At 61.1% G+C, this 19,495-nt stretch carries 19 protein-coding genes and 1 other RNA gene; 7 read left to right on the top strand and 13 right to left on the bottom strand.

Annotated elements, in window-relative coordinates; genetic code table 11:
- The first annotated feature begins 1 nt into the window (after position 1).
- Both DSOUD_RS07215 and DSOUD_RS07210 read left to right on the top strand, forming a co-directional pair.
- A complete protein-coding gene (locus tag DSOUD_RS07215; RefSeq protein WP_053550378.1) occupies positions 2-823 on the top strand; it encodes a 2-oxoacid:ferredoxin oxidoreductase subunit beta in 822 nt (273 codons plus the stop codon).
- 27 nt (positions 824-850) lie between these two features.
- Positions 851-1,396 (top strand): 2-oxoacid:acceptor oxidoreductase family protein, encoded by a 546-nt coding sequence (locus tag DSOUD_RS07210; RefSeq protein WP_053550377.1) that lies wholly within the window; start codon positions 851-853, stop codon positions 1,394-1,396.
- Positions 1,397-1,498: 102 nt separating this feature from the next.
- Here the strand turns inward: DSOUD_RS07210 and DSOUD_RS07205 are convergent, their stop codons facing one another.
- From DSOUD_RS07205 to DSOUD_RS07165, 9 genes are all read right to left on the bottom strand, one after another.
- Positions 1,499-2,440: a class 1 fructose-bisphosphatase gene (locus DSOUD_RS07205; protein ID WP_053550376.1), complete on the bottom strand. Its 942-nt coding sequence runs from the start codon at positions 2,438-2,440 to the stop codon at positions 1,499-1,501.
- Between the two features lie 196 nt (positions 2,441-2,636).
- On the bottom strand, positions 2,637-2,855 hold the full coding sequence (locus tag DSOUD_RS07200) for a hypothetical protein (RefSeq protein ID WP_053550375.1): 219 nt from the start codon (positions 2,853-2,855) through the stop codon (positions 2,637-2,639).
- A 134-nt stretch (positions 2,856-2,989) separates the two neighbouring features.
- The gene (locus tag DSOUD_RS07195) at positions 2,990-3,763 is read right to left on the bottom strand and encodes an inositol monophosphatase family protein (protein WP_053550374.1); all 774 of its coding nucleotides are present in this window, start codon (positions 3,761-3,763) and stop codon (positions 2,990-2,992) included.
- Between the two features lie 34 nt (positions 3,764-3,797).
- Positions 3,798-4,550, bottom strand: coding sequence for a sulfate transporter CysZ (gene cysZ, locus DSOUD_RS07190; protein WP_053550373.1), 753 nt, complete (start codon positions 4,548-4,550; stop codon positions 3,798-3,800).
- Positions 4,547-5,485 carry a radical SAM protein gene (locus DSOUD_RS07185; RefSeq protein ID WP_053550372.1) on the bottom strand — a complete coding sequence of 313 codons (939 nt, stop codon included), beginning with the start codon at positions 5,483-5,485 and terminating at the stop codon, positions 4,547-4,549. The genes cysZ and DSOUD_RS07185 overlap by 4 nt, the downstream gene beginning before the upstream one ends.
- 112 nt (positions 5,486-5,597) lie before the next feature.
- Positions 5,598-6,341, bottom strand: a complete 744-nt coding sequence (locus tag DSOUD_RS07180; protein WP_053550371.1) for a hypothetical protein — start codon at positions 6,339-6,341, stop codon at positions 5,598-5,600.
- A gap of 125 nt (positions 6,342-6,466) precedes the next feature.
- Positions 6,467-7,786: an ammonium transporter family protein gene (locus tag DSOUD_RS07175; RefSeq protein ID WP_053550370.1), complete on the bottom strand. Its 1,320-nt coding sequence runs from the start codon at positions 7,784-7,786 to the stop codon at positions 6,467-6,469.
- Between the two features lie 44 nt (positions 7,787-7,830).
- Positions 7,831-8,169, bottom strand: a complete 339-nt coding sequence (locus DSOUD_RS07170) for a P-II family nitrogen regulator (RefSeq protein WP_053550369.1) — start codon at positions 8,167-8,169, stop codon at positions 7,831-7,833.
- Positions 8,170-8,452: 283 nt separating this feature from the next.
- Positions 8,453-10,036: an ATP-binding protein gene (locus DSOUD_RS07165; RefSeq protein ID WP_053550368.1), complete on the bottom strand. Its 1,584-nt coding sequence runs from the start codon at positions 10,034-10,036 to the stop codon at positions 8,453-8,455.
- A 255-nt stretch (positions 10,037-10,291) separates the two neighbouring features.
- Between DSOUD_RS07165 and DSOUD_RS18385 the strand changes: the two genes are divergently transcribed.
- Together DSOUD_RS18385 and ssrS are read left to right on the top strand one after the other, a co-directional pair.
- A complete protein-coding gene (locus tag DSOUD_RS18385) occupies positions 10,292-10,441 on the top strand; it encodes a hypothetical protein (RefSeq protein WP_157671788.1) in 150 nt (49 codons plus the stop codon).
- Between the two features lie 78 nt (positions 10,442-10,519).
- Positions 10,520-10,698, top strand: a non-coding RNA gene (gene ssrS, locus DSOUD_RS17760) — 6S RNA.
- 70 nt (positions 10,699-10,768) lie between these two features.
- Here the strand turns inward: ssrS and DSOUD_RS07160 are convergent.
- Together DSOUD_RS07160 and DSOUD_RS07155 are read right to left on the bottom strand one after the other, a co-directional pair.
- The gene (locus tag DSOUD_RS07160; RefSeq protein ID WP_053550367.1) at positions 10,769-10,981 is read right to left on the bottom strand and encodes a hypothetical protein; all 213 of its coding nucleotides are present in this window, start codon (positions 10,979-10,981) and stop codon (positions 10,769-10,771) included.
- A 28-nt stretch (positions 10,982-11,009) separates the two neighbouring features.
- Positions 11,010-11,219, bottom strand: coding sequence for a hypothetical protein (locus DSOUD_RS07155; RefSeq protein ID WP_053550366.1), 210 nt, complete (start codon positions 11,217-11,219; stop codon positions 11,010-11,012).
- Between the two features lie 189 nt (positions 11,220-11,408).
- Here DSOUD_RS07155 and DSOUD_RS07150 point away from each other — a divergent pair, with 189 nt between their 5' ends.
- From DSOUD_RS07150 to DSOUD_RS07140, 3 genes are all read left to right on the top strand, one after another.
- The gene (locus DSOUD_RS07150) at positions 11,409-12,584 is read left to right on the top strand and encodes a TraB/GumN family protein (protein ID WP_053550365.1); all 1,176 of its coding nucleotides are present in this window, start codon (positions 11,409-11,411) and stop codon (positions 12,582-12,584) included.
- 168 nt (positions 12,585-12,752) lie between these two features.
- On the top strand, positions 12,753-14,075 hold the full coding sequence (locus DSOUD_RS07145; protein WP_053550364.1) for a nitrite/sulfite reductase: 1,323 nt from the start codon (positions 12,753-12,755) through the stop codon (positions 14,073-14,075).
- A gap of 187 nt (positions 14,076-14,262) precedes the next feature.
- Positions 14,263-16,359: a thioredoxin domain-containing protein gene (locus tag DSOUD_RS07140; protein ID WP_053550363.1), complete on the top strand. Its 2,097-nt coding sequence runs from the start codon at positions 14,263-14,265 to the stop codon at positions 16,357-16,359.
- A 6-nt stretch (positions 16,360-16,365) separates the two neighbouring features.
- Here DSOUD_RS07140 and DSOUD_RS07135 read toward each other — a convergent pair whose 3' ends face one another.
- Positions 16,366-17,658 carry a putative glycoside hydrolase gene (locus DSOUD_RS07135; protein ID WP_198300380.1) on the bottom strand — a complete coding sequence of 431 codons (1,293 nt, stop codon included), beginning with the start codon at positions 17,656-17,658 and terminating at the stop codon, positions 16,366-16,368.
- A 173-nt stretch (positions 17,659-17,831) separates the two neighbouring features.
- Complete coding sequence (locus DSOUD_RS07130; protein ID WP_053550362.1) at positions 17,832-19,487, bottom strand: putative manganese-dependent inorganic diphosphatase; 1,656 nt, start codon at positions 19,485-19,487, stop codon at positions 17,832-17,834.
- Positions 19,488-19,495 lie beyond the last annotated feature (8 nt).

Here is a 19,495-nt window from a genome sequence, read left to right as displayed (position 1 = left end):
CATGGCTTTCGATTACGATAAATATCTCCGCCCCGGCAAATTGCCCCACATCTGGTGCCCCGGCTGCGGCCACGGCATCGCTATGAAGGGCCTGATCCGGGCGATTGACGCCTGCGGTCTGGAAAAAAACAATACGGCCATCGTCTCCGGTATCGGCTGCGCCAGCCGTCTCCCCGGCTACGTCGATTTCAACACCCTGCACACCGCCCACGGTCGTGGTGCCGCCTTCGCCACCGGCGTGAAGATGGCCAAGCCCGAGATGACCGTGATCGTTGTCGGCGGCGACGGCGACGGCACCGCCATCGGCGGCAACCACTTCATCCATGCCTGCCGCCGCAACATCGACATGACCTATGTCATCTTCAACAACAGCATCTACGGCATGACCGGTGGTCAGTTCTCACCCTGTACCCCCACCGGCGCCCTGGCCTCCACCACCGTCTACGGCAATCCCGATCCGACCTTCGACATCAGCAAGCTGGCCATCGGTGCCGGGGCAACCTTCGTCGCCCGGACCACCTCCTTCCACGCCACCCAGATCGACAAGTTGATCGCCGAAGGGATTCAGCACAAGGGGATGGCCGTTATCGAGGTCCTCGACGACTGCCCGACCACCTATGGTCGCCGCAACAAATTCCGCAGCGTCATCGACATGATGAAGAAGCTCAAGGACAACGCCGTTCCGGTTGCCGCCGCCGCCAAGATGACGGCCGAGCAGCTCGAGGGCAAATTCCTCACCGGCGTTCTCTTCAAGGAAGAGCGGCCGGAGTACACCGAGCAGTACGCCAAGGTCATCGCCAAGGCCAAGGCCAAGGGCGCCTGATTATCCAGCGAATAAGGAGAACTATCGATGTCTGAAAGATTTGAAATTCGATTTTCCGGCGCCGGTGGTCAGGGTCTGATCACCGCCGGAATCATTCTGGCTGAAGCGGCTTGCATTATCGAAGGAAAACACGCCGTTCAGTCCCAAAGCTACGGTCCGGAAGCCCGCGGCGGCGCTTCCAAGTCGGAGGTCATCATTTCCGACAAGCCGATCGACTATCCCAAAGCGACCATTGTCGACGCCTGTCTCGCCATGACGCAGGAATCGGCCGACAAATACGCCAACGGCATCAAGCCGGGCGGCGTTCTGCTGATCGACTCCGATTTCGTCAAGAATGTGCCCCAGGGCGATTTCAAGGTTTACAAGATGCCGATCACCCGCACCGCAAAAGAAGACCTCGGTCGTGAGATCGTGGCCAACGTGGTCGCCCTCGGCGCCATGATCGCCCTGACCGGTGCCGTTTCCCGCGAGTCCGGGGAAAAGGCCGTTCTTTCCAAGGTCCCCGCAGCCTTCATGGATCTGAACAAAAAGGCTTACAGCCTCGGATTCGAGAAGATCAAGGCTCTGATGTAACGCCAGCCTTGAATGATGACCGCAAAGAGAGCCCGGCAGCCTTTGGCTGCCGGGCTCTCTTTTTTTCTCCCCTTTTCCTGCGGAAAACGAAGTTCTCCCTCTTTACCCCTGGGCGGCGACAAGGGATTCGGCGCGGGCAACATCCTCGCGGCAGCCGATGAAGACCGGAGCCCGGTCATCGATTTTTGTCGGCACCAAGTCGAGAATCGGCACCCGTCCCGTGGATGCCGCTCCTCCGGCCTGCTCCATCAGGAAGGCCATCGGGTTAAGTTCATAGAGCAGCCGCAGTTTTCCTTCAGGTTGTCCCTGGAGATGGGGATAGAGAAAAACCCCCTTCCCTTTCATCAGGATCTGATTGATATCGGGGACAAACCCGCCGCTGTATCGCAACTTGGCCCCATTTTCCTCGAGCTGGCGGACAAAGCTTTCCGTTCCCGCCGAGTAGAGATTGCGCTGCCCCCCGGGGGAATAGATGCTGCCGCTGGGCGCCACCCGAACGTTTTCCCGCACCAGTGTGTATTCCATCAACTGGTTCATGGCAAACTCATGAACCCCGCGGCCCGTCGAATAGACCAAGGTCGTCCTCGGCCCATAGAGGATATAGAGTGCCGCCACCTGGTTGCGGCCGGACTGGAATAAATTGCAGCCGGCATAGATCGAGACGATCGTTCCAACGGCGAGATTGACGTCAACCAGCGAGGAACCGTCGAGGGGATCGTAGGCCACGGAAAACTTCCCCTCGCAGTCCGGTGATACGGGGATAATATCGTCGGTTTCTTCGGAGACGATATTGGCCACCACCCCCGAGTGAAAGAGACGCTTGCGCAGGATGCGGTCGGCAAGGACGTCGAGGGCCAACTGCTGCTCACCATAGAGGTTGGAGGTTCCGGCCACCCCGAGATCTCCGGTACGAATCGAATTGACAATGTACTTGGAGGCTTCCGCAATCTCACAAATCAGCCGGATCAGGTCCCGGTCTTCTTCCTGTTCACGCAAATATCGGCGCAAATCGATCTGAAACCTGGTCTTGCCTGGTTCGGACATCCTGGACTCCTTGGAAAACAATAAAATTTAACGAAAAAAAGACCGGAACAATCTAGACTAATTCACTCCCACGGGCAAGGATTCATCAGCTTTTTTATGACATCAGCTCAGGATTTGAGCAAGGCACAGAATGCTCCGCCAGAAAAAAGCCCTCTCGCCCAGAAGAGGGCCTTCCCCCTTGGTTCCCGACGGGGGTTCACCGAATATGCTTGATGGGTTTGGGGATGCTGTGCAGACAGGAATCCTTGTATTCTCGGTCTCGCTTGACCATCGATTCCTGGATTTCCTCTTCAACAGCGTCAAGATCGGCCGAATGCTTTTCCATGATAGCCAGATCTTCGTTAACACGATTCAGGTCTTTATCGAGGATGGTCTCAATGCGTTCGGTTTCCTTCTCGGTTTTGACTTCGATCATGGAACCTCCTTGTCCTCTGAATGCCCGCCCCCGTTTTGGCCCTTCGCCGCCCCGGGAAACGAGCAGGAACCGTTGGATGAGCTACCCTTTTCTGTTTTGATTATACCACGGGGGTCCTGATGACAAACGTCCTTTCAGGGGCGCTCCCCTTTTTGCAGGACCTCGACCATGGCCCCATGGATCAGGCCGTTGCTGGCCAGACATTCCCGCCCATAAATGTCCAATGGGCCGCCGTCGAAGTCGCTGACCTTCCCACCGGCCTCCTCGACGATCAATTTCCCCGCCGCCATATCCCAGGGTTTTAACTTCATTTCCCAGTAGCCATCCAGACGTCCTGCTGCCACATAAGCCAGATCGAGGCTCGCTGCTCCGGGACGCCGGCAGGCCTGGGCAGCCTGCTGGAAATGAACGAAATGGTCGTAATTGTTGACTCGGCTCTCCTTGCGATCATAGGGAAACCCCGTTGCCAGCAGCGACTCGGTCAGGCTCGCCGTCTTCGACACCCGGAGCTGGATATCGTTGAGAAAGGCCCCCTCCCCCTTCCGGGCAACGAACATCTCCCGGTAAAAGGGGTTGAAAATCACCCCGAGCACCACCTCTCCGTCCACCTCGAGGGCAATGGATACGGCAAACCAGGGAAACCCGTGGGTAAAATTGGTCGTGCCGTCAAGGGGATCGATGATCCAGCGGTAGCGCGACTCGCAACGCCCCCAGTCCCCCTCTTCGGCAAGGATGTCATGGCGAGGGAATTTCCCGCGGATCAGGGCAACAATCGCCTCTTCGGCACCCCGGTCGGCGTCGGTCACCAGATCAGTTGCCCCCTTGTGATCGACCCGGAGGTTGCCGCCGAATTTCTGCATGAGCACGCGCCCCCCCTCGAGGGCGGCCTGTCGGGCAATTTCGAGCATGGGACAAGATCCTTCCATGAAGGGCGAGGGTTACTTACTTCTCGCACCAGAGAATGGTGGCGGCGATGACCGCCAGAGGGATACACAGCAGCTGAACAAAGGGGATGAACAACAGACAGAAGACGCCGCTGCCGAATCCGAGCATCAGGCCCTTGCGGGCGAAAATGTAGCGGCGCTGTTCCTTGAACGACCACCCTTTGCGCCCCAGAACGAAGCCGAGATATTCGACGACGAGAAAAAACAAGGTAAAGAGGAAGGAAGCCACGGCATAGAGTATCTGCCCCAGGCCGGGGATCAGATTCAGGGTCAGGAGCAGAGCCATCCCAGCCAGAAACACGGCGATTTTTTTGAATTCGAGGGCCACGGCCCTCCTGGCCTCGGCGAAAAAGAGTCTGAGGGAAAAGGCCCCCTCATGGCTTTGGCCGGCAACGATCTCTTCGACGCGTTCGGAGAGGATCTCGTTAAAAGGGGATGCGATCAGGTTGCCGACCAGGGTGAAGACAAAAAAGACCAGAACCGAGGTCACCAACACGGCAAGAAACCAGACCAGGTAGGTGAGAATCGCCCAGTACCAGGCCTCCCCTCCGGGGATCATCCTGACCACCGTGTCGTTAAAAAAGGCCATTCCCAGGTAGACTACCCCGGAGAAGATCACCAGGTTGATCAAAAAAGGAATAACGACGAAACGAAGGAGCGCCGGATGCTTACGCAGAAACCCGAGGCTGCGAAAGGGAGAGAAGAAGCCCCGGGAGAAGGCGGCCAGAGGATTGTCGCTGGGGAGATTCATGGAGAAATCCGCTTTCCTTGAAGAGTGAAGAAGGCTTGCCCCTGCAGGTCGGAGGGCGTATCGAGGGATCGAACGAAGAGGGTTCCGCATCCTCCCTCGACCTGACGCCGCCAGCGGTTGGCGAGCCGAACATTGGGGAGGCAGGTAGAGAGGGTGTCGCGGATCTCCCAAAAGGCCTCCGGCGCAGGGGCGGCAAAGGGACTTCCGGCAACGGCATTCAGGGTCAACAGGTGCAGGGTCATTTCCGGGAAGGGCTCCATCCGTCTGACCAGCGCCTCAAGTTCCTCGGGGGAATCGTTGACGCCGGCAAGAAGCAGGTAGTTGACCCCCAGCTTGCGCCGCCGGCGCCGGGACAGGTGGGGCCAGACCCCGGCGATCACCTCCCAGAGGCGGTCGAGGTCCGGGGCCCCGGGCAGGAGTCGCCTGTGGGTTGCCCTCTTCCCGGCATGCACGGAGAGCATCAACCCGTTGTGCTCGAGAACCAGAGCTTCGGCCAGACGGTCGAGAGGGCCTCCGGTCGTCGTCAGGGAAACCGGCAACCCCGCCTCCCGACACAGAGCCATGAAACGTTCGACCTCGGTATAATTGTGCAGCGGCTCACCGATTCCGGAAACTGTGATGCGCCGGGGCGCGCAGCCAAGGGAGCGCGCGGTGGTGAGTTGGAGGAGCATCTCTTCGGCACTCAGGTTGGCCAGCCAGCCCCGGGACCCGGAGGCGCAAAAGAGACAGCCGACGGCGCACCCCGCCTGGCAGGAAACGCACAGCGTGCCGCTGTCATAATAGACCGCTTCGACGGCCAGGCCGCCCGGCATGGGGACGATAAACCGGTGGTTGGTTGAGGTATCGCGCATAATCGCCGACGAGGGGGGGGGATTGACAGAACAAACAACGGCCGCCATCCCATTGTAATGGATGGCGGCCGCCTTGTCGATCATCGGTTTTTCACGCAGACGAAGTGCACCCCGGCAATGGAAAAAACCGCCATCCCGAGTCCGGAGGATGGCGGTTTAATTGTCGACTGAAGGCAAGAGCTTTCGACAACCCGCTCTAGAAATTGATGTCGAGCTGAGTGGTGAAGGTATCCTCACCTGCCGTTGCGTTTTCGTTGTAAAAATCGTATCCGAGGATGACCGAGACATTGGGGGCAAAAGCATAGGAGAGCCCGAAAGAGAGGGCGCCGAAGCTGTTGTCACCTCCCTGGTAGTCGACGGCAGCCCAGAGCTTTTCTGAGATCTCGCTGAGCGTACGGTCCCAGGATAAGAGTATGCCATCGTTGTCCTTCTCACCGTTGGCATCGAGCAGGAGATCTTCGTTGCCGACATAGTATCCGGCGGAGATCCGGCCGATGATCGGAAGGGTTTTGGCCACCAGTCCATAGACGATATTGTAGTCGGTCAGATCCTTTTCCGTGCCAAAGGCGAACCCACCGACGGCCAGGGCCGGAGAAGCACCGAAGAGTGTCCCTTCCGGGGTGCCAAGCTTGGCGTTGAAATAAAGCGGATAGTCATCGGCGCTTGAACCGTTGGTGATCAGGTCAAAGCCGGCTTCCGCCTGAATTTTATCGAAGGGGAGGATGCCGGTAGTCAGACCGAGGTCATAGACATGCGGACGATTGCCGCCGTCGTCTTCCCGAGATCGAAGGTAATTATCGATCCCCAGGTGTAAAGTCTTGAATCCCTGGATATCTGTTGAGGGGATCCAGATCTGTGTCGAGGGAGTGGCCAGGGCAACCGTGGCAGACAGACCAACCAACATCGCAATCAACAAGCAAACATTAACCAGCTTCTTCATTGTTCCATTCTCCTTTTAATATTTGGGTTTTTATTCCGGGTGGAGATGGGCTCCACCCGGAACAGGGTTTTCATCGAAACGTTTCACCAAATCGGTTCGGCGCTTTGCCGGTAATAGTCGGCGTTCTACCTGAGCCCCTGGGACCCGCGGCCGAATTCGGGATAGGCTTCCAGGCCAAGCTCGGTGGTGTCGCAGCCGCGATGCTCTTCTTCTTCCGAGACCCGCAGACCGACGGTGTATTTGATGAGGAGCCAGGTCAGGGCGCTGGTCACCACAACAAAGCCTCCGATGGAAGCGACACCGATGAGCTGGGTGACAAAGCTTGCCTCGTCGTTGGTCAAGGGGACGGCCAGGGTTCCCCAGATGCCGCAGACCAGGTGCACCGAAAGGGCGCCGACCACATCGTCGATTTTGAGCTTGTCGAAGAGGGGGACCGCCAGGACCACGAGGATCCCGCCGACGCCGCCGATCAGCACCGCCACTCCGGGTGTCGGGGTGTCGGGTCCGGCGGTGATCGACACCAGACCGGCCAGGGCGCCGTTGAGGGCCATGGTCAGGTCGACCTTCTTGTAGAGAATCTGCAACAGAATCATCGCCGCGATCATCCCGCCGCAGGCGGCCAGGTTGGTGTTGGCCATGACGTTGGACATGCTGATGGAATCGCCGGCCGTTCCCAGGGCGAGAACCGAGCCGCCGTTAAAACCGAACCAACCCATCCAGAGGATGAAGGTTCCGAGGGTGGCCAGGGGCATGTTGGAACCGGGGATCGGAGTGACCCGTCCGTCGGCGGCATATTTCCCCTTGCGGGCACCGAGAATTATGGCTCCGGTGAGCGCCGCCCAGCCGCCGGCCGAATGCACCAGGGTCGACCCGGCGAAGTCGAGAAAACCCATTTCGGAAAGCCAGCCGCCACCCCATCCCCAGGACCCCTGGATCGGATAGATGATGCCGGTCATGATCACGCAAAAGGCGATGAAACCCCAGAGTTTGATGCGCTCGGCGACACAGCCGGAGACCACCGAACAGGCGGCGCCGCAAAAGACCATCTGAAAGAACCAGTCGGAGGAGGCCGCATATCCGGCGGAGAAATCCCCACCGGCCGCGGCGGCATCGTCGGGACCCCAGAGGCCGAAGGTCCCCATGAATCCGCCATCGACACCGGCATACATGAGATTGTAGCCGACGAGATAGAAGAGAATGCCGGCGACGCCGAAGAGAGCGATATTCTTCAGGCAGATGGTCGCCACGTTCTTGGTCCGGACCAGGCCCGACTCGAGCATCCCGAAACCGGCAGCCATCCACATGACCAGGACGCCGTTGACCAGAAAAGAAAAGGTATTGAGTACGTAGGCAACTTCGCTGGTGGGGACATCTTCAGCCAGTGCCAGGGCGGGAAGGGCCAGCAGACCCGCAGCCGCCAAAATGAGGGAAAGAGCCTTTTTCATCGTCATACCTCCTGGATATCCTTGTTTGTCTGCCGTTAGTCGGTTTAAAGGGAATCTTCGCCGGTTTCACCGGTGCGGATTCGAATCGATTGGTCGACGCTGAGGACGAAAATTTTGCCGTCGCCGATACGCCCGGTGCAGGCTTCCTTCTGAATCGCGGCGACCACCTCGGCGACCCGGTCGGAAGCTACCACAAGCTCCACCTTGACCTTGGGAATGAAGTCGATCTGGTACTCGGCGCCGCGATAGAGCTCGGTGTGCCCTTTTTGCCGGCCGAAGCCGCGGACCTCGCTGACCGTCATCCCGGTGATCCCCATTTCGGTGAGGACCCCCTTGACGTCGTCGAGTTTGAACGGTTTGATGATGCATTCGATTTTTTTCATGCTGCTGCTCCTTTCCAGAGTCCCGGCAAAACAAAAAAAGACGCCCGACCTTTCAAAATGAAAAGTTGGCGCCTTTGCCATCCATCGTTTCTGCCGCCGCGCAACGCCCTTGTCATGCAACTGGCTATTCTTTTGTCCACCCCGGCAACCGCTCCGTGGGTGCTGTTAATCCTATTAGCATGGGCCATGCCAATTTGCAAATATCTGTTTTTAAACGTCTTTTGTAAATCGACTCCACAGTCCTGTTCAACATTTAATCAGCGCAGGCCCTCCCTGTTCATTCTCAGTGCAGATGACCGATCGGCAGGATCACGCGAAAGGTGGCCCCTTCACCGGGACGGGATTCCACGGTCAGGCGACCCTCGTGCTCGACGATGATATTGCGACAGATGTAGAGCCCGAGACCGGTCCCCTCCCCTTCCTTCTTGGTCGAATAGAAAGGTTCGAAAATGTGCGGCAGAACCTCCTCCGGGATCCCCGGACCGGAATCGGCCACCACGGCCTCGACCTCGTCGCCGGCCACCAGATTCGTGCTCAGGACGAGCTTGCCGACGCCCCCCATGGAATGAGCGGCATTCATGATCAGATTGATGAAAACCTGCTTGAGCTTGTTGGAATCGGCGTGAACGACGGGGAGCACGGCATAGTTCTCCACCAGGTCGATATTGTTGCGTTCCAGCTCGTAGCGCACCAGTCGCAGGACATCCCGCAACACCTCGTTGAGATCGACCGGGCGCTTGAAGGTATCCCCGCCACGGGAAAAGGAGAGGAGACTCCCCGTCAACGTCTTGAGGCGCTCGACTTCACTCTCGATTCTTTCGGCCAGTTCGGCCTGAAACGGCGGAAGATTCTCCTCCCGCAGCAGGAGCTGGGCGGCATAGGAGATCACCGACAGGGGGTTGTTGACCTCGTGGGCAATCCCCGCCGACATCCGTCCGACCTCGGCCAGCTTCTCCCCCTGGACCGTCTGTTCCAGGAGCCGCTTGAATTCGGTGATATCCTCGACGATCACCACCGCCCCCGTGGTGCGTTCGCCATCCTTGAGGGGAGTCAGGCGCCGTTTTTGAAATCGGAGTTCCCCCTTGAGGTTGCGGTGGGAAAGACTGAGTTTTTCGGCGACCCCCGTTTCCAGAACCCGCCGGATACGGGCGGCGAACCCTTCGGCGACCAGCCCCGGGAAGAGTTCGAAGAGATTGCACCCGAGGGCCTCTTTCTCGCCGAGACCGCTCATCTCCTCAATCTTGCGGTTCCAGGAGGTAATGCGCAACCCGGCATCGACGGTGTAAATACCGAGGTTGGCGCTGCGAAGGATGCCGCTGTTGAGCTGGTGCAGCTCCTGGTAGCGCCGGGAAACCGACCGCAGGTTGTCGTAGAGCCGGGCATTTTCGATGGCGATGGCGGCCTGACCGGCCATGGTCAGAAGGGGGGCGATATCCCCGGCTCCGAAGGCGTTGGGATGGGGACTTTCGACGTTGAACACCCCGATGACCCTGTCCCGCGCCAGAAGGGGGACGGCGAGTTCGCTTCTGGCCCCCTGAATACCGGGGACATAGGCGGAGAACGCAGTCACATCCGAGACCAGGATCGGCTCTCCCGTCTCCGCAACCTTCCCCATCACACCCTTCCCCAGCGGCAGCTCAAGACGGCTTGCCTCTTCGTCATAACCGTAAGCCGCTGCGGTCACCAGCACCCGGCGCTCCCGGTCGAGAAGACGGATAATGGCGTTTTCGAAGCGAAACACCTCGCGGGAGATCTGGAGGATTCGCCTCAGAAGCTCATCGAGATCGATCGTCGACGCCAGTTCCTGACCGATTTCGATCAAGGCCTGAAGAAGCTTTTCCTGTTGTCCGTCGGGTCTCGGGATCATGCTGTCAACTCTCTTTCAAGAATCCTCCCCTTCAGACAAGGCACAAGCCGTGCCATCAGCCTTCCCGGATCAATCCCGCACAAAGATTGATTTCCTACCCCAGTCCCGGCCGGCGTCGGCCGGCAAACTGCCTATTTCCTGACGTTCGATGCCTTCTTTTTGCACAGAGGTCGAACGGAGGGATACCTTGAAAACGCCCTCCCTCCTGGTAGATTGGTTTAAAATAATCAGCCGACTTACCGAAGGAGGGTCCTCATGGAAAAAATGGCCTGCGCCGCCTGCGGGCGTCTGCGCCCCAAGGGAGGAATGATTCGCCGCCGACTCAATGGCCGTGACCAGTACTGCTGTTCCCTGAGTTGCGAGGTCCGCTGGGAGAAAGCCAACCTGGTCGGCGTCTGCGGGTGATCGTAAAGGAGACGGAGCAGGGCCGGCAATTTTTACCCTTGTCTCCCCCTCCCCTTTCACCTATACTGACTCCATTGCTGCTCTCTGCCCTGCAGGTGAGGTCAGAACGCCCAGGCGGAATAATATTTTTTTGGGATCGCTTCAGGTCTGTTGTGTGCCAGCCCACCCCGAGTGGGACGCCTGATACGGAAACAAGGGATCCCCCCTGTTGGTTCTCGCTGAGAGGCCCAACGACCCACGGCTGGCGTGGAGAGCACTATAGAAAAAAGGCGCCGGATTCCTCCGTCGCCTTTTTTGCGTCTTTTGCCTCCACGAGGAGAAGCAACGTCAACGCCAGGGCCATTCCTCCTTCGAACGGCTCAGTTCCTCACATTCGCTATAAGCCCAGCGACGATCCTTCCCTTCGGCGGTATGGACCACAACCTGGTCTTTGGAACAGCTCCGGACCAAGCCTTCTTCCAGACTCGACTCATGTTTCACAAAGGCATCGTTGCCGGCTTCGGCTTCCTGACAGACAAATGCGAAACGTTCTTTTTTCATCGCCCCACTCCTTTCTCCGGGGCGCGTTTCACTCCCCGGGGGTTACCTCCTCGACCTCTTCCGGCGTCCAGCTGGTGACCTCGTCACCGACGCTGACCAGAAAGGCTTCGGGAATATCGAAGCCGGTGCATTGGATCACGGTGCCGATCTCCCCTGTTTTCAGGTTGCGCAGACGAGCCGGCATCCCCTTATGCTCGGTCCTCCCACAGGCATCGATATAGCTTTCATGTTTCATCATTCTGACCTCCCTTTCTTTTTGCCTGATGTAATTATACCACTGAATCACGAGGTTTCGCGAATTCCAGCCAAGCCGGGAAGGATCGGTCCGTAAAACCGGAACGAATCCAGCGGCCAGAAAAGGCTACGAGGCGGCGGACAATCTGTGTTAATATCAAAGCCTTGAATTCGCCATCGAAAGAAGAAATCCATGAATGATCCAGCAATCGACGCCATGCCGCGGATATTTGTCGCCGGCAAGGAAATCATCCTCATCGGTACGGCCCATATCTCCCAGGAATCCGTGGATACGGTACGCAGAGTCATTGCCGAGGAAACCCCCGACACGGTCTGCATCGAACTCGACGACCAGCGCCACCAGGCCCTCAAGGATCCCAACCGCTGGCAATCCCTCAACCTGATCCAGGTGATCCGCAAGGGGCAGGCGCCCTTTCTGCTGGTCAACCTCGCCCTCGCCTCCTTCCAGAAGCGCATGGGGCTGCAGACGGGGGTCAAACCGGGAGCCGAACTGGCGGCGGCCGCAGAAATCGCCGAGGCGCAAGGGATTGAGGTCTGTCTCGTCGACCGGGAGATCCGCACCACCCTGCTGCGCGCCTGGCGCAAGACCGGCTTCTGGAAGAAGATGAATCTGATGGCGACCCTGATCGCCAGCCTCTTTGAAAACCAGAAGCTCGACGAGGCCGAACTGGCACGCCTGCGTCAGACCGACACCCTCTCGGCAATGCTCGAAGAAATGGCCGAAGTCCTGCCGTCAGTGAAGACGATCCTGGTCGACGAGCGCGATATCTACATGGCCCACCACATCCGCAACGCCCCCGGATCCCGCATCGTCGCCGTGGTCGGCGCCGCCCATCTTCCCGGAATAGAGCACCATCTCCAGGTGGAGACTCCCCTGGAAACGATCAGGGAGATCTCCACCATCCCGGCCAAGACCACCCTCTCGCGATTTCTCCCCTGGCTGATCCCCGCCGTGGTCGTCGCCCTCTTCGTGGCCGGTTTTTTCCTCGGCGACCGCGACCGGATCGCCGGCGCGGCCGTCGCCTGGATCCTGGCCAACGGCCTCCTGGCGGCCCTCGGTACCGCCATCGCCTTCGGCCACCCCTTGGCCGTGGCCACCGCCTTCGTCGCCGCCCCCATCACCTCCCTCAATCCGACCATCGGCGCAGGAATGGTGACCGGCCTGGTGCAGGCCTTCATCGCCGCCCCCACGGTCCGGGATATGGAGAGCGTCGGCGACGATCTCGCCAATATAAGGGGCTGGTGGGGGAACCGGATGACCAGGGTGCTGCTCGTCTTTGTCTTTTCCTCCCTCGGTTCGGCCATCGGGACCGTTGTCGCCTTCCGCTGGCTCGCCGACCTGCTGTGAAAAGGATCGCCGCCCCTTTCTTTCCGAAGCCCCCGTTCATTGGGGGCTTTTGCTGTTTTAGCCGGCCGATCATTTCTTGATCAATAAACGTGACTTTGTCTTTATCTTGACCGAAGCGTTCCGGTAGGATATAAACGAGCGAAACACTCGTCACGAAAAGGGATCCCGATGACCATTGACTACGGCAGATTACGTATCGAGGGGGTTTACAAGCAGACGGACGATGGCCACCTGATGATGCGGATCAAGGTCCCCGCCGGAGTCCTCTCCAGCGAACAGGCGCTGATCGTCGGCGACATCGCCGACCGCCATGCCGACGGCCGGGTGCACCTGACCACCCGGGGGAGCCTTGAGATTCACTGGCTGCAGCACCGGGACCTCGCCGAAATCCACCGTCGCCTGGCGGCCGTCGGCCTCACGTCCCGCGGGGCCTGCGGCGGGGCCGTGCGCGGCATCGCCTGCAGCACCACCTTTGCCGACGGTTTTTCCGTCGCCCAGGTTCTGGCCCGCAAGCTGCACCGGCATCTGGCCGGCAACCCCCATTTCGAAGGGTTGCCGAAAAAATTCAAAATCAGCGTCGACGCCGGTTACCAGGGATCCCGGCACCTGATTCAGGACCTCGGCCTGGTCTACGCCGGCAGCGAAGACGGCATCGATCTTTACGACCTCTGGACGGCCGGGGGGCTGGGACGGGAGCCGATCGAAGCTTTCCTCTTCGAGCGAAGCGTCCCCGAGCCGCGCATCCTCCCGACGATCGAGGCGGTGGTGCGCATCTACCGGCAGCACACTCCGGCGGGAAAGCGCCTTAAGCACCTGTTGCAGGAGATAGGCGAAAAGAAGTTCCGCCTCCTGGTCGCTGAGCGTCTGGAGCATGCCGTCGACCTCCCCCTCGGCGACGCCTTCGAGAAGCGTCTGACTCCCCTCCCGGTTGCGGGGGGGGGAAGGGCGAGGATCGAGGCGGTCGTTTTTGCCGGCGAACTGACCTCCCCGGCCCTGAGGGAGCTGGCCGCAGTGGCCAGCGACCACGCCGGGGGCTTCATGGCGATCACCGCCGACCAGAATATCGCCTTTCTCCTCGAAAACGACGATCCAAGCGCCGCCGCAGCGGCCCTGGCCGCCGCCGGTTTTTCCGGCGCCACCGTCGAGGAGCAGGTCGCTTTCCGCATCTGTCCCGGCAATCACGAATGCCGCATGGGGCTGGCTCCGACGCGGGATGTGGCCCGGGCCATTGCCGGCACCCTCGACGAGAGGGGAAGAGGACTCGACTGGGCCATCTCCGGCTGCCCCAACTCCTGCGCCCAGCCGCAACTGGCGGCCGTCGGCATCATCGCCGTCAAAAGCCTCAAGGACGCCTCCGGAGCGCGGCACCCCCTCTTCGATCTCTACCGGCGACAGGAAGCAGGCTTCGGCCGCCTCCTCCGCCGAGGGCTGAATCTGACCGAACTCCTTCAGGCGGTAACCGACCTGCAACGGGGAGAGGTCCGGGGATGAAAATGCCTATTGCCAACTCCCGCAGCCTGGTGTAGAATCGCCCCTATGTCGCCCCGGCCGTCTTGATGGTCGTGGGTTTTTACCCCGTGAGGCCCCTCCTTCGCGGGGTTTTTTTATCCCCCGTCCCTCCCTTGTCTTCATCGCCCCCGGTGCTACTGTTTAATAAAGCAATCGACCAGGAGCCCCCATGAAGCCCCGCCACCCCGCCCCACCCGTCCCCCCTTCCGGAGAAAAAAAGAGAGCCAACCGCCTGGCCGGCAGCCTGAGCCCCTACCTGTTGCAACATGCCGCCAACCCCGTCGACTGGTATCCCTGGGGGGAGGAAGCCTTTGCCCGGGCGCAGGAGGAAGACCGGCCGGTCTTCCTCTCCGTCGGCTATTCCACCTGCCACTGGTGCCATGTCATGGCCCACGAATCCTTCGAAAACGAAGAGGTCGCCGCCCTGCTCAACCGGCACTTTGTGGCGATCAAGGTCGACCGGGAAGAGCGCCCCGACCTCGACCATACCTACATGACCGCCTGCCAGATGCTCAGCGGCAGCGGCGGCTGGCCGACGACCCTGGTCCTTACCCCCGACAAGAAACCGTTTTTCGCCGCAACCTACCTCCCTCCCCGGTCCCGGGGGGGGATGACCGGGCTGATGGAAATCCTGCAAAAGATCGCCGAGCTCTGGCAGCAGGACCGGCATCGGCTGCTGCAGACCGGCTCTGAAGTCGAGAGGGCGCTCCTCGACCTGGAGAGTGACGCCCCGTCGCCGGGCCTTCTGCAGGAGGATCTGCTACGCCGCGCCTTCGAAGGATATCTGGCCGACTTCGACCGAGCCCAGGGGGGCTTCGGCTCCGCTCCCAAATTTCCCGCCCCCCACAATCTCTCGCTCCTGCTGCGCCTGGCAAAACGCTTCGGCGAGGAGCGGGCGACGACGATGGCCCTGCAGACCCTCCAGCAGATCCGCCTCGGCGGTATTTTCGACCAGGTCGGTTTCGGTCTGCACCGATATTCCGTCGATGCAAACTGGCTCGTCCCCCATTTCGAAAAGATGCTCTACGACCAGGCCCTGGCCGTCATCGCCTTTCTCGACGCCTATCAGGCGAGCGGCGCCCCCTTTTTCCGCCAGAGCGCCCTCGAAATCCTCGAGTACGTGCAGAGAGAGCTCTCCGACCCGGAGGGCGGCTTCTACTGCGGCGAGGATGCCGATTCGGAAGGGAAGGAAGGGACCTACTACCTCTGGAGTCCCGAGGAGGTGGAGGCGATTCTCGGCCGGGAACTCTCCGCCGTCTTCTGCCGTTGTTACGGTATCGCGGCCGGAGGGAATTTTGAGGGGCGGAGCATCCCCCACCTCGCCGAGGACGTCGAAACCCTGGCGCGAAAGGCCGGAGTCGACCCCCAGGACCTTGCGGCCCTCCTCGGCGAAGGGCGCAAAAAGCTCCTGGAGGCCCGCAGCAAACGAGTCCACCCCCATCGCGATGACAAGATTCTCAGCGGCTGGAACGGGCTGATCATCGCCGCCCTGGCCCGGGCAGGTGCCGTCCTCGACCTGCCGCATCTTCTGGAAACGGCGCAGAGGGGCGCCGATTTCATCGTCCAGCGCCTGCGCGACGAAACGGGGCGACTGCTGCGCACCTATCGCGCCGGCACGGCGGCCATTCCGGCCTTCCTCGAAGACTATGCTTTTGTGACCTGGGGACTTTTGGAACTCTATCAGGGGGGATTTGACAGGCGGCACCTCGACGGAGCCCTGGAACTCACTGGAGCGATGGAGGAGCTGTTTGCCGATGGGCAGGGGGGGTATTACGACACCGCAGCCGATGCCGAGCATGCCCTGGTGCGGGGGCGCTCCCTGCAGGACGGCGCCCTCCCTTCGGGGGTCTCGGTGGTCGCCCTCAACCTCCTGCGGCTGGGGCGACTCTGCGGCGATCTTCAGCTCGAAGCGCGGGGGGAGCGCCTCCTCGCCCTCGCTCTCCCCAAGGTCGAGCGGGCTCCCACGGCCTATGCCCAGAGCCTCATCGCCCTCGACTACGCCCTGGGGCCGAAAAGCGAGGTCGCCCTCACCCCGTCGGGCGAGGGGGATCCCCCGCAAGAACTCCTTGCCGTGTTGCGCTCGACCTTTCTCCCCCGCACCCTGCTTCTGGTCGACCGCCCCGGAGAAGAGCACAACCCGCTCCCCCTGCTCCTCGGCAAGACGCCCCTGGAGGGCCGGCCCACGGCCTATCTCTGCCGGGAGCGGACCTGCCTTCCTCCCGTGACCCGGGGGGAGGAGCTGCGGGAGATTCTGAAGGATTGCTGAGAGAGCCTAAAGAGGGGGAGTTGCCTGCTGCGGCAACGCCTCGATTTGGGCGCGGGCCTCGATCTCAACGACGTTGAGACCGGCGCCGCTGTAGACGTTGCGGGCATTCCAGAGCATCCAGCCGTTGCTGCCGAACTCGTCGGAGGCTGCGGTCTGGGCGCGGATCGCCGCGGCGCCGAAATGGCGGCGATCGAAGGCGTAGTCGCGGAAGGCCTGGAGCCAGGGACGAAAGCGCACCGCCGCCAGTCCGGTGCGCTGGCGAGCCTTCTCCAGCGAGAGGGAGATGATTTCGTAGGGATTTTCCATGGGGTTGGTGTAGCCGCCGGCACCGAAGCTGAACCCCGAGGGATAGAGCATGGGGGAGAGATAGTCGAGATGGACGGCGAGCTCCTCGAGCTGCTGCCCGATGCCGGTGTCGTTGCTGTTCCAGCAGACATAGCCGAAGATGTCGGCGGCCAGAAAGACGTTGTAGGGAGCCAGACGCTGCCGGGCGGCGGCAAGGAATCCCGAGATGGCCGCCACCCGGTTGACCCGGCTGTTTTCACGGGAGAAAAGCAGGCCGGGAACGGCGGGAAAGCGCACATAGTCGAACTGGATTTCGTCGAATCCGAGCCGGGCGGCCTCCTCGGCGATGGCGATGTTGTAGTCCCAGACCTGCGGAAGATGGGGATCGACCCAACCGAGTTTTTCCCCATCCTGCCATACCTCCCCCGTTCCCCGCTTGATCGCATACTCGGGGTGGGCGCGGGCCAGCAGATCGTCTTTGAAAACAACGATCCGGGCGATGGTATAGATCCCCTTCTCTTTCAGGGAAGCAATGAGGGGCCCTGCATTTTTCAGGACGACGGGGTTCTGGGCGCCGATCTCCGTCGCCAGGGGGATGGCGCTGGGGTGGGCGAGAAGCCCGCGATCCCCCTTGATGTCGATGACCAGAGCGTTGAGTTCGGTCTTTTCAAGGAGCTGCAGCGCCGGGTTGCGCAGGGTGGCCGAGGCGATGCCGTAGGAGGAGAGGTAGAGGGCCTTGGGGGCAAAGGGGATCAGCCGGACCTGCGGCGATGCCACGGCCACCGTCTCCTGACGGCGGTACCCCGGTGCCCGGAGCTTGAGCCGACCGTCGGAGCTGTCGACGGAAAAGCTCCCGTCGGCATTGCTTTGCACCACCTCGGTGTCGCTGGTCACTGTCGCCCCGGCGATGGGGGTCCCGTCGGCGGCGTCGAAAACCCCCCCGCAGACCATCTCTCCCCCCCAGACCGCAGGAACCGGGCTCCCCAGGACCGCCACCAGCAGGATCAATTCCAAAACGCCGAAACCGCACACCCGCCGCCTATTCCCGTAATTCCTGATCATCACCTGCATACCGCCGTCTTTTAAAGGTTATTCTTCGCGCCGCCGTCCGACGGACAGGGGTCTGTTACTTCACAATTCGTGCCAGAGGCCTTCGGCGTCGCCCGGGACGCCTCACCCCCCGGCTGCTATTTTTCGTCCTTGAAGATCTTCAGCAGATGGGGAACCAGCTGTTTTTTGCGGGAAAGAACGCCGTTGAGCTGGTAGAGATTTTCCTCGACCTGCGGATAGCCGATGACATAGGGGAGCTCTTTCCCCCCGAGGACGAGAAAGAGGCTCGTTTCCTGAACGATGTCCGTCACCAGGAGCCCGGCCGTGTCGAGGCGCCGTTCCCGGCGCAGATCGGCCAGAGCTGTGGCAATTTCGTCCTTGAGAGCGTGAAATTCGTGAAAACTGACGACCTCCACCTGCCCGACGCCGAAGCGGCGTTCCCCGGACTGGTACTCCTTGAAGTCGGCAACGATCATCTCCCGCAGGGAGGGGTAGGCGGCCAGGGCGCTGCCGGCGCCAAAGATGCGCCGGCCGAAATCCTGCAGATCGAGCCCCGAGAGTCCTTCGAGCCACAGGGCCAGATCCCGGTCGGCGGCCGTGGTGGTCGGCGATTTGAGGATCACGGTGTCGGAGAGAAGGCCGGCGAGCATCAGCCCGGCGGTGGTCCGGTCGGGGGTCAGGCCGGCCTGGCGGTAGAGGCTGGCGACGACGGAGCAGGTGCTCCCCAGGGGCTGGTTGATGAAACGGATCGGGTGATCGGTGTGGAAATTCCCCAGGCGATGATGGTCGATGACCTCGAGGATCTCCACCTTGTCGGCCCCGGGAACCGCCTGGGAGAGTTCATTGTGATCGACGAGGATCAGCTTGACGGGGGTGGGCGCCAAAAGGTTGCTCTTGGTCGCCACCGCGGCCACCCGCCCGTCGCTGTCGAGGACGATGACGCCGGGATCCTTGCTGTGGAGCAGCTTGAGACGCAGGTCGTCGAGGCGCTCCCCGAGTCCCACGGAGGGGTAGGCGTCGCCGACCAGGGCGCCGACCGGGGTGGAGAGGCGGGTCAGCCAGGCGCTGGTGGCTGTATCGAAGGGGGTGGAGAGGACGGTGACGCCCTTTTCCCGTCCGCGGCGCAGGATCTCCGGGTCGACGGGGAGAGAGCCGGTGACGATTAGTACCCGCACCCCGAGCTCCACGGCCTGACGCTGAATGTTTTCCCGGTCGCCGGTGATGAGGATCATCCGTCGCGGGTCGAGCCCTTCCATCTTCTGGTCAAAGGTCTCCGAGGCCATGGCCCCGACGTAGAGGGCGAATTCTTCGACGGTGTCCCCCTCGAGCTCATGGAGGGGCGTCGCCTTGAGGCATTTGGTGATCGAGGCCGGAGAAGCCAGGACCCGGCGGAGCTCCTCCTCCCGGCTCGGGACGAGAAATCGCTCCGAGACCTTTTTCAGGAAGAGAAGCCCCAGGGGGCGCCGATCGGAGTCGATGACCGGCAACACCCGGATGCTGTGGGAATGAAAAAGTTCGAGGGCCCGGGACAGCGGGGCGTTCTGGTCGATGGTAATGACCTGCTCGCCGACCACATCCCGCACCCGCGGATGGACATCGGTGAGGAGCGGCGGCAGCGGCATGGACAGCTGCTCGAGAACGAATTCGGTCTGGCGGTTGATGTTGCCGGCCCGGGCCGGCTGAACGTTGGCCATCCCCTGCTCCTGGCGCAGCCGGGCATAGGCCATGGCGCTGCAGACCGAGTCGGTATCGGGATTTTTATGGCCGATGACGTAGGTGATGTCCCTGTTCATTAATTGTC

The sequence above is a fragment of the Desulfuromonas soudanensis genome, from assembly GCF_001278055.1.
In the GTDB taxonomy this organism is placed as follows: Bacteria; Desulfobacterota; Desulfuromonadia; order Desulfuromonadales; family WTL; genus Deferrimonas; species Deferrimonas soudanensis.
Note: the sequence above shows the minus strand (reverse complement) of the source record. Positions and strands in the feature narration are given on the sequence as shown.

What these genes read in the sequence shown, in the direction of transcription:
- DSOUD_RS07215 (WP_053550378.1), top strand. Translation starts at nt 2, where the DNA reads ATGGCTTTCGATTACGATAAATATCTCCGCCCCGGCAAATTGCCCCAC.
- DSOUD_RS07210 (WP_053550377.1), top strand. Translation starts at nt 851, where the DNA reads ATGTCTGAAAGATTTGAAATTCGATTTTCCGGCGCCGGTGGTCAGGGT.
- DSOUD_RS07205 (WP_053550376.1), bottom strand. Translation starts at nt 2,440, where the DNA reads ATGTCCGAACCAGGCAAGACCAGGTTTCAGATCGATTTGCGCCGATAT.
- DSOUD_RS07200 (WP_053550375.1), bottom strand. Translation starts at nt 2,855, where the DNA reads ATGATCGAAGTCAAAACCGAGAAGGAAACCGAACGCATTGAGACCATC.
- DSOUD_RS07195 (WP_053550374.1), bottom strand. Translation starts at nt 3,763, where the DNA reads ATGCTCGAAATTGCCCGACAGGCCGCCCTCGAGGGGGGGCGCGTGCTC.
- cysZ (WP_053550373.1), bottom strand. Translation starts at nt 4,550, where the DNA reads ATGAATCTCCCCAGCGACAATCCTCTGGCCGCCTTCTCCCGGGGCTTC.
- DSOUD_RS07185 (WP_053550372.1), bottom strand. Translation starts at nt 5,485, where the DNA reads ATGATCGACAAGGCGGCCGCCATCCATTACAATGGGATGGCGGCCGTT.
- DSOUD_RS07180 (WP_053550371.1), bottom strand. Translation starts at nt 6,341, where the DNA reads ATGAAGAAGCTGGTTAATGTTTGCTTGTTGATTGCGATGTTGGTTGGT.
- DSOUD_RS07175 (WP_053550370.1), bottom strand. Translation starts at nt 7,786, where the DNA reads ATGAAAAAGGCTCTTTCCCTCATTTTGGCGGCTGCGGGTCTGCTGGCC.
- DSOUD_RS07170 (WP_053550369.1), bottom strand. Translation starts at nt 8,169, where the DNA reads ATGAAAAAAATCGAATGCATCATCAAACCGTTCAAACTCGACGACGTC.
- DSOUD_RS07165 (WP_053550368.1), bottom strand. Translation starts at nt 10,036, where the DNA reads ATGATCCCGAGACCCGACGGACAACAGGAAAAGCTTCTTCAGGCCTTG.
- DSOUD_RS18385 (WP_157671788.1), top strand. Translation starts at nt 10,292, where the DNA reads ATGGAAAAAATGGCCTGCGCCGCCTGCGGGCGTCTGCGCCCCAAGGGA.
- DSOUD_RS07160 (WP_053550367.1), bottom strand. Translation starts at nt 10,981, where the DNA reads ATGAAAAAAGAACGTTTCGCATTTGTCTGTCAGGAAGCCGAAGCCGGC.
- DSOUD_RS07155 (WP_053550366.1), bottom strand. Translation starts at nt 11,219, where the DNA reads ATGATGAAACATGAAAGCTATATCGATGCCTGTGGGAGGACCGAGCAT.
- DSOUD_RS07150 (WP_053550365.1), top strand. Translation starts at nt 11,409, where the DNA reads ATGAATGATCCAGCAATCGACGCCATGCCGCGGATATTTGTCGCCGGC.
- DSOUD_RS07145 (WP_053550364.1), top strand. Translation starts at nt 12,753, where the DNA reads ATGACCATTGACTACGGCAGATTACGTATCGAGGGGGTTTACAAGCAG.
- DSOUD_RS07140 (WP_053550363.1), top strand. Translation starts at nt 14,263, where the DNA reads ATGAAGCCCCGCCACCCCGCCCCACCCGTCCCCCCTTCCGGAGAAAAA.
- DSOUD_RS07130 (WP_053550362.1), bottom strand. Translation starts at nt 19,487, where the DNA reads ATGAACAGGGACATCACCTACGTCATCGGCCATAAAAATCCCGATACC.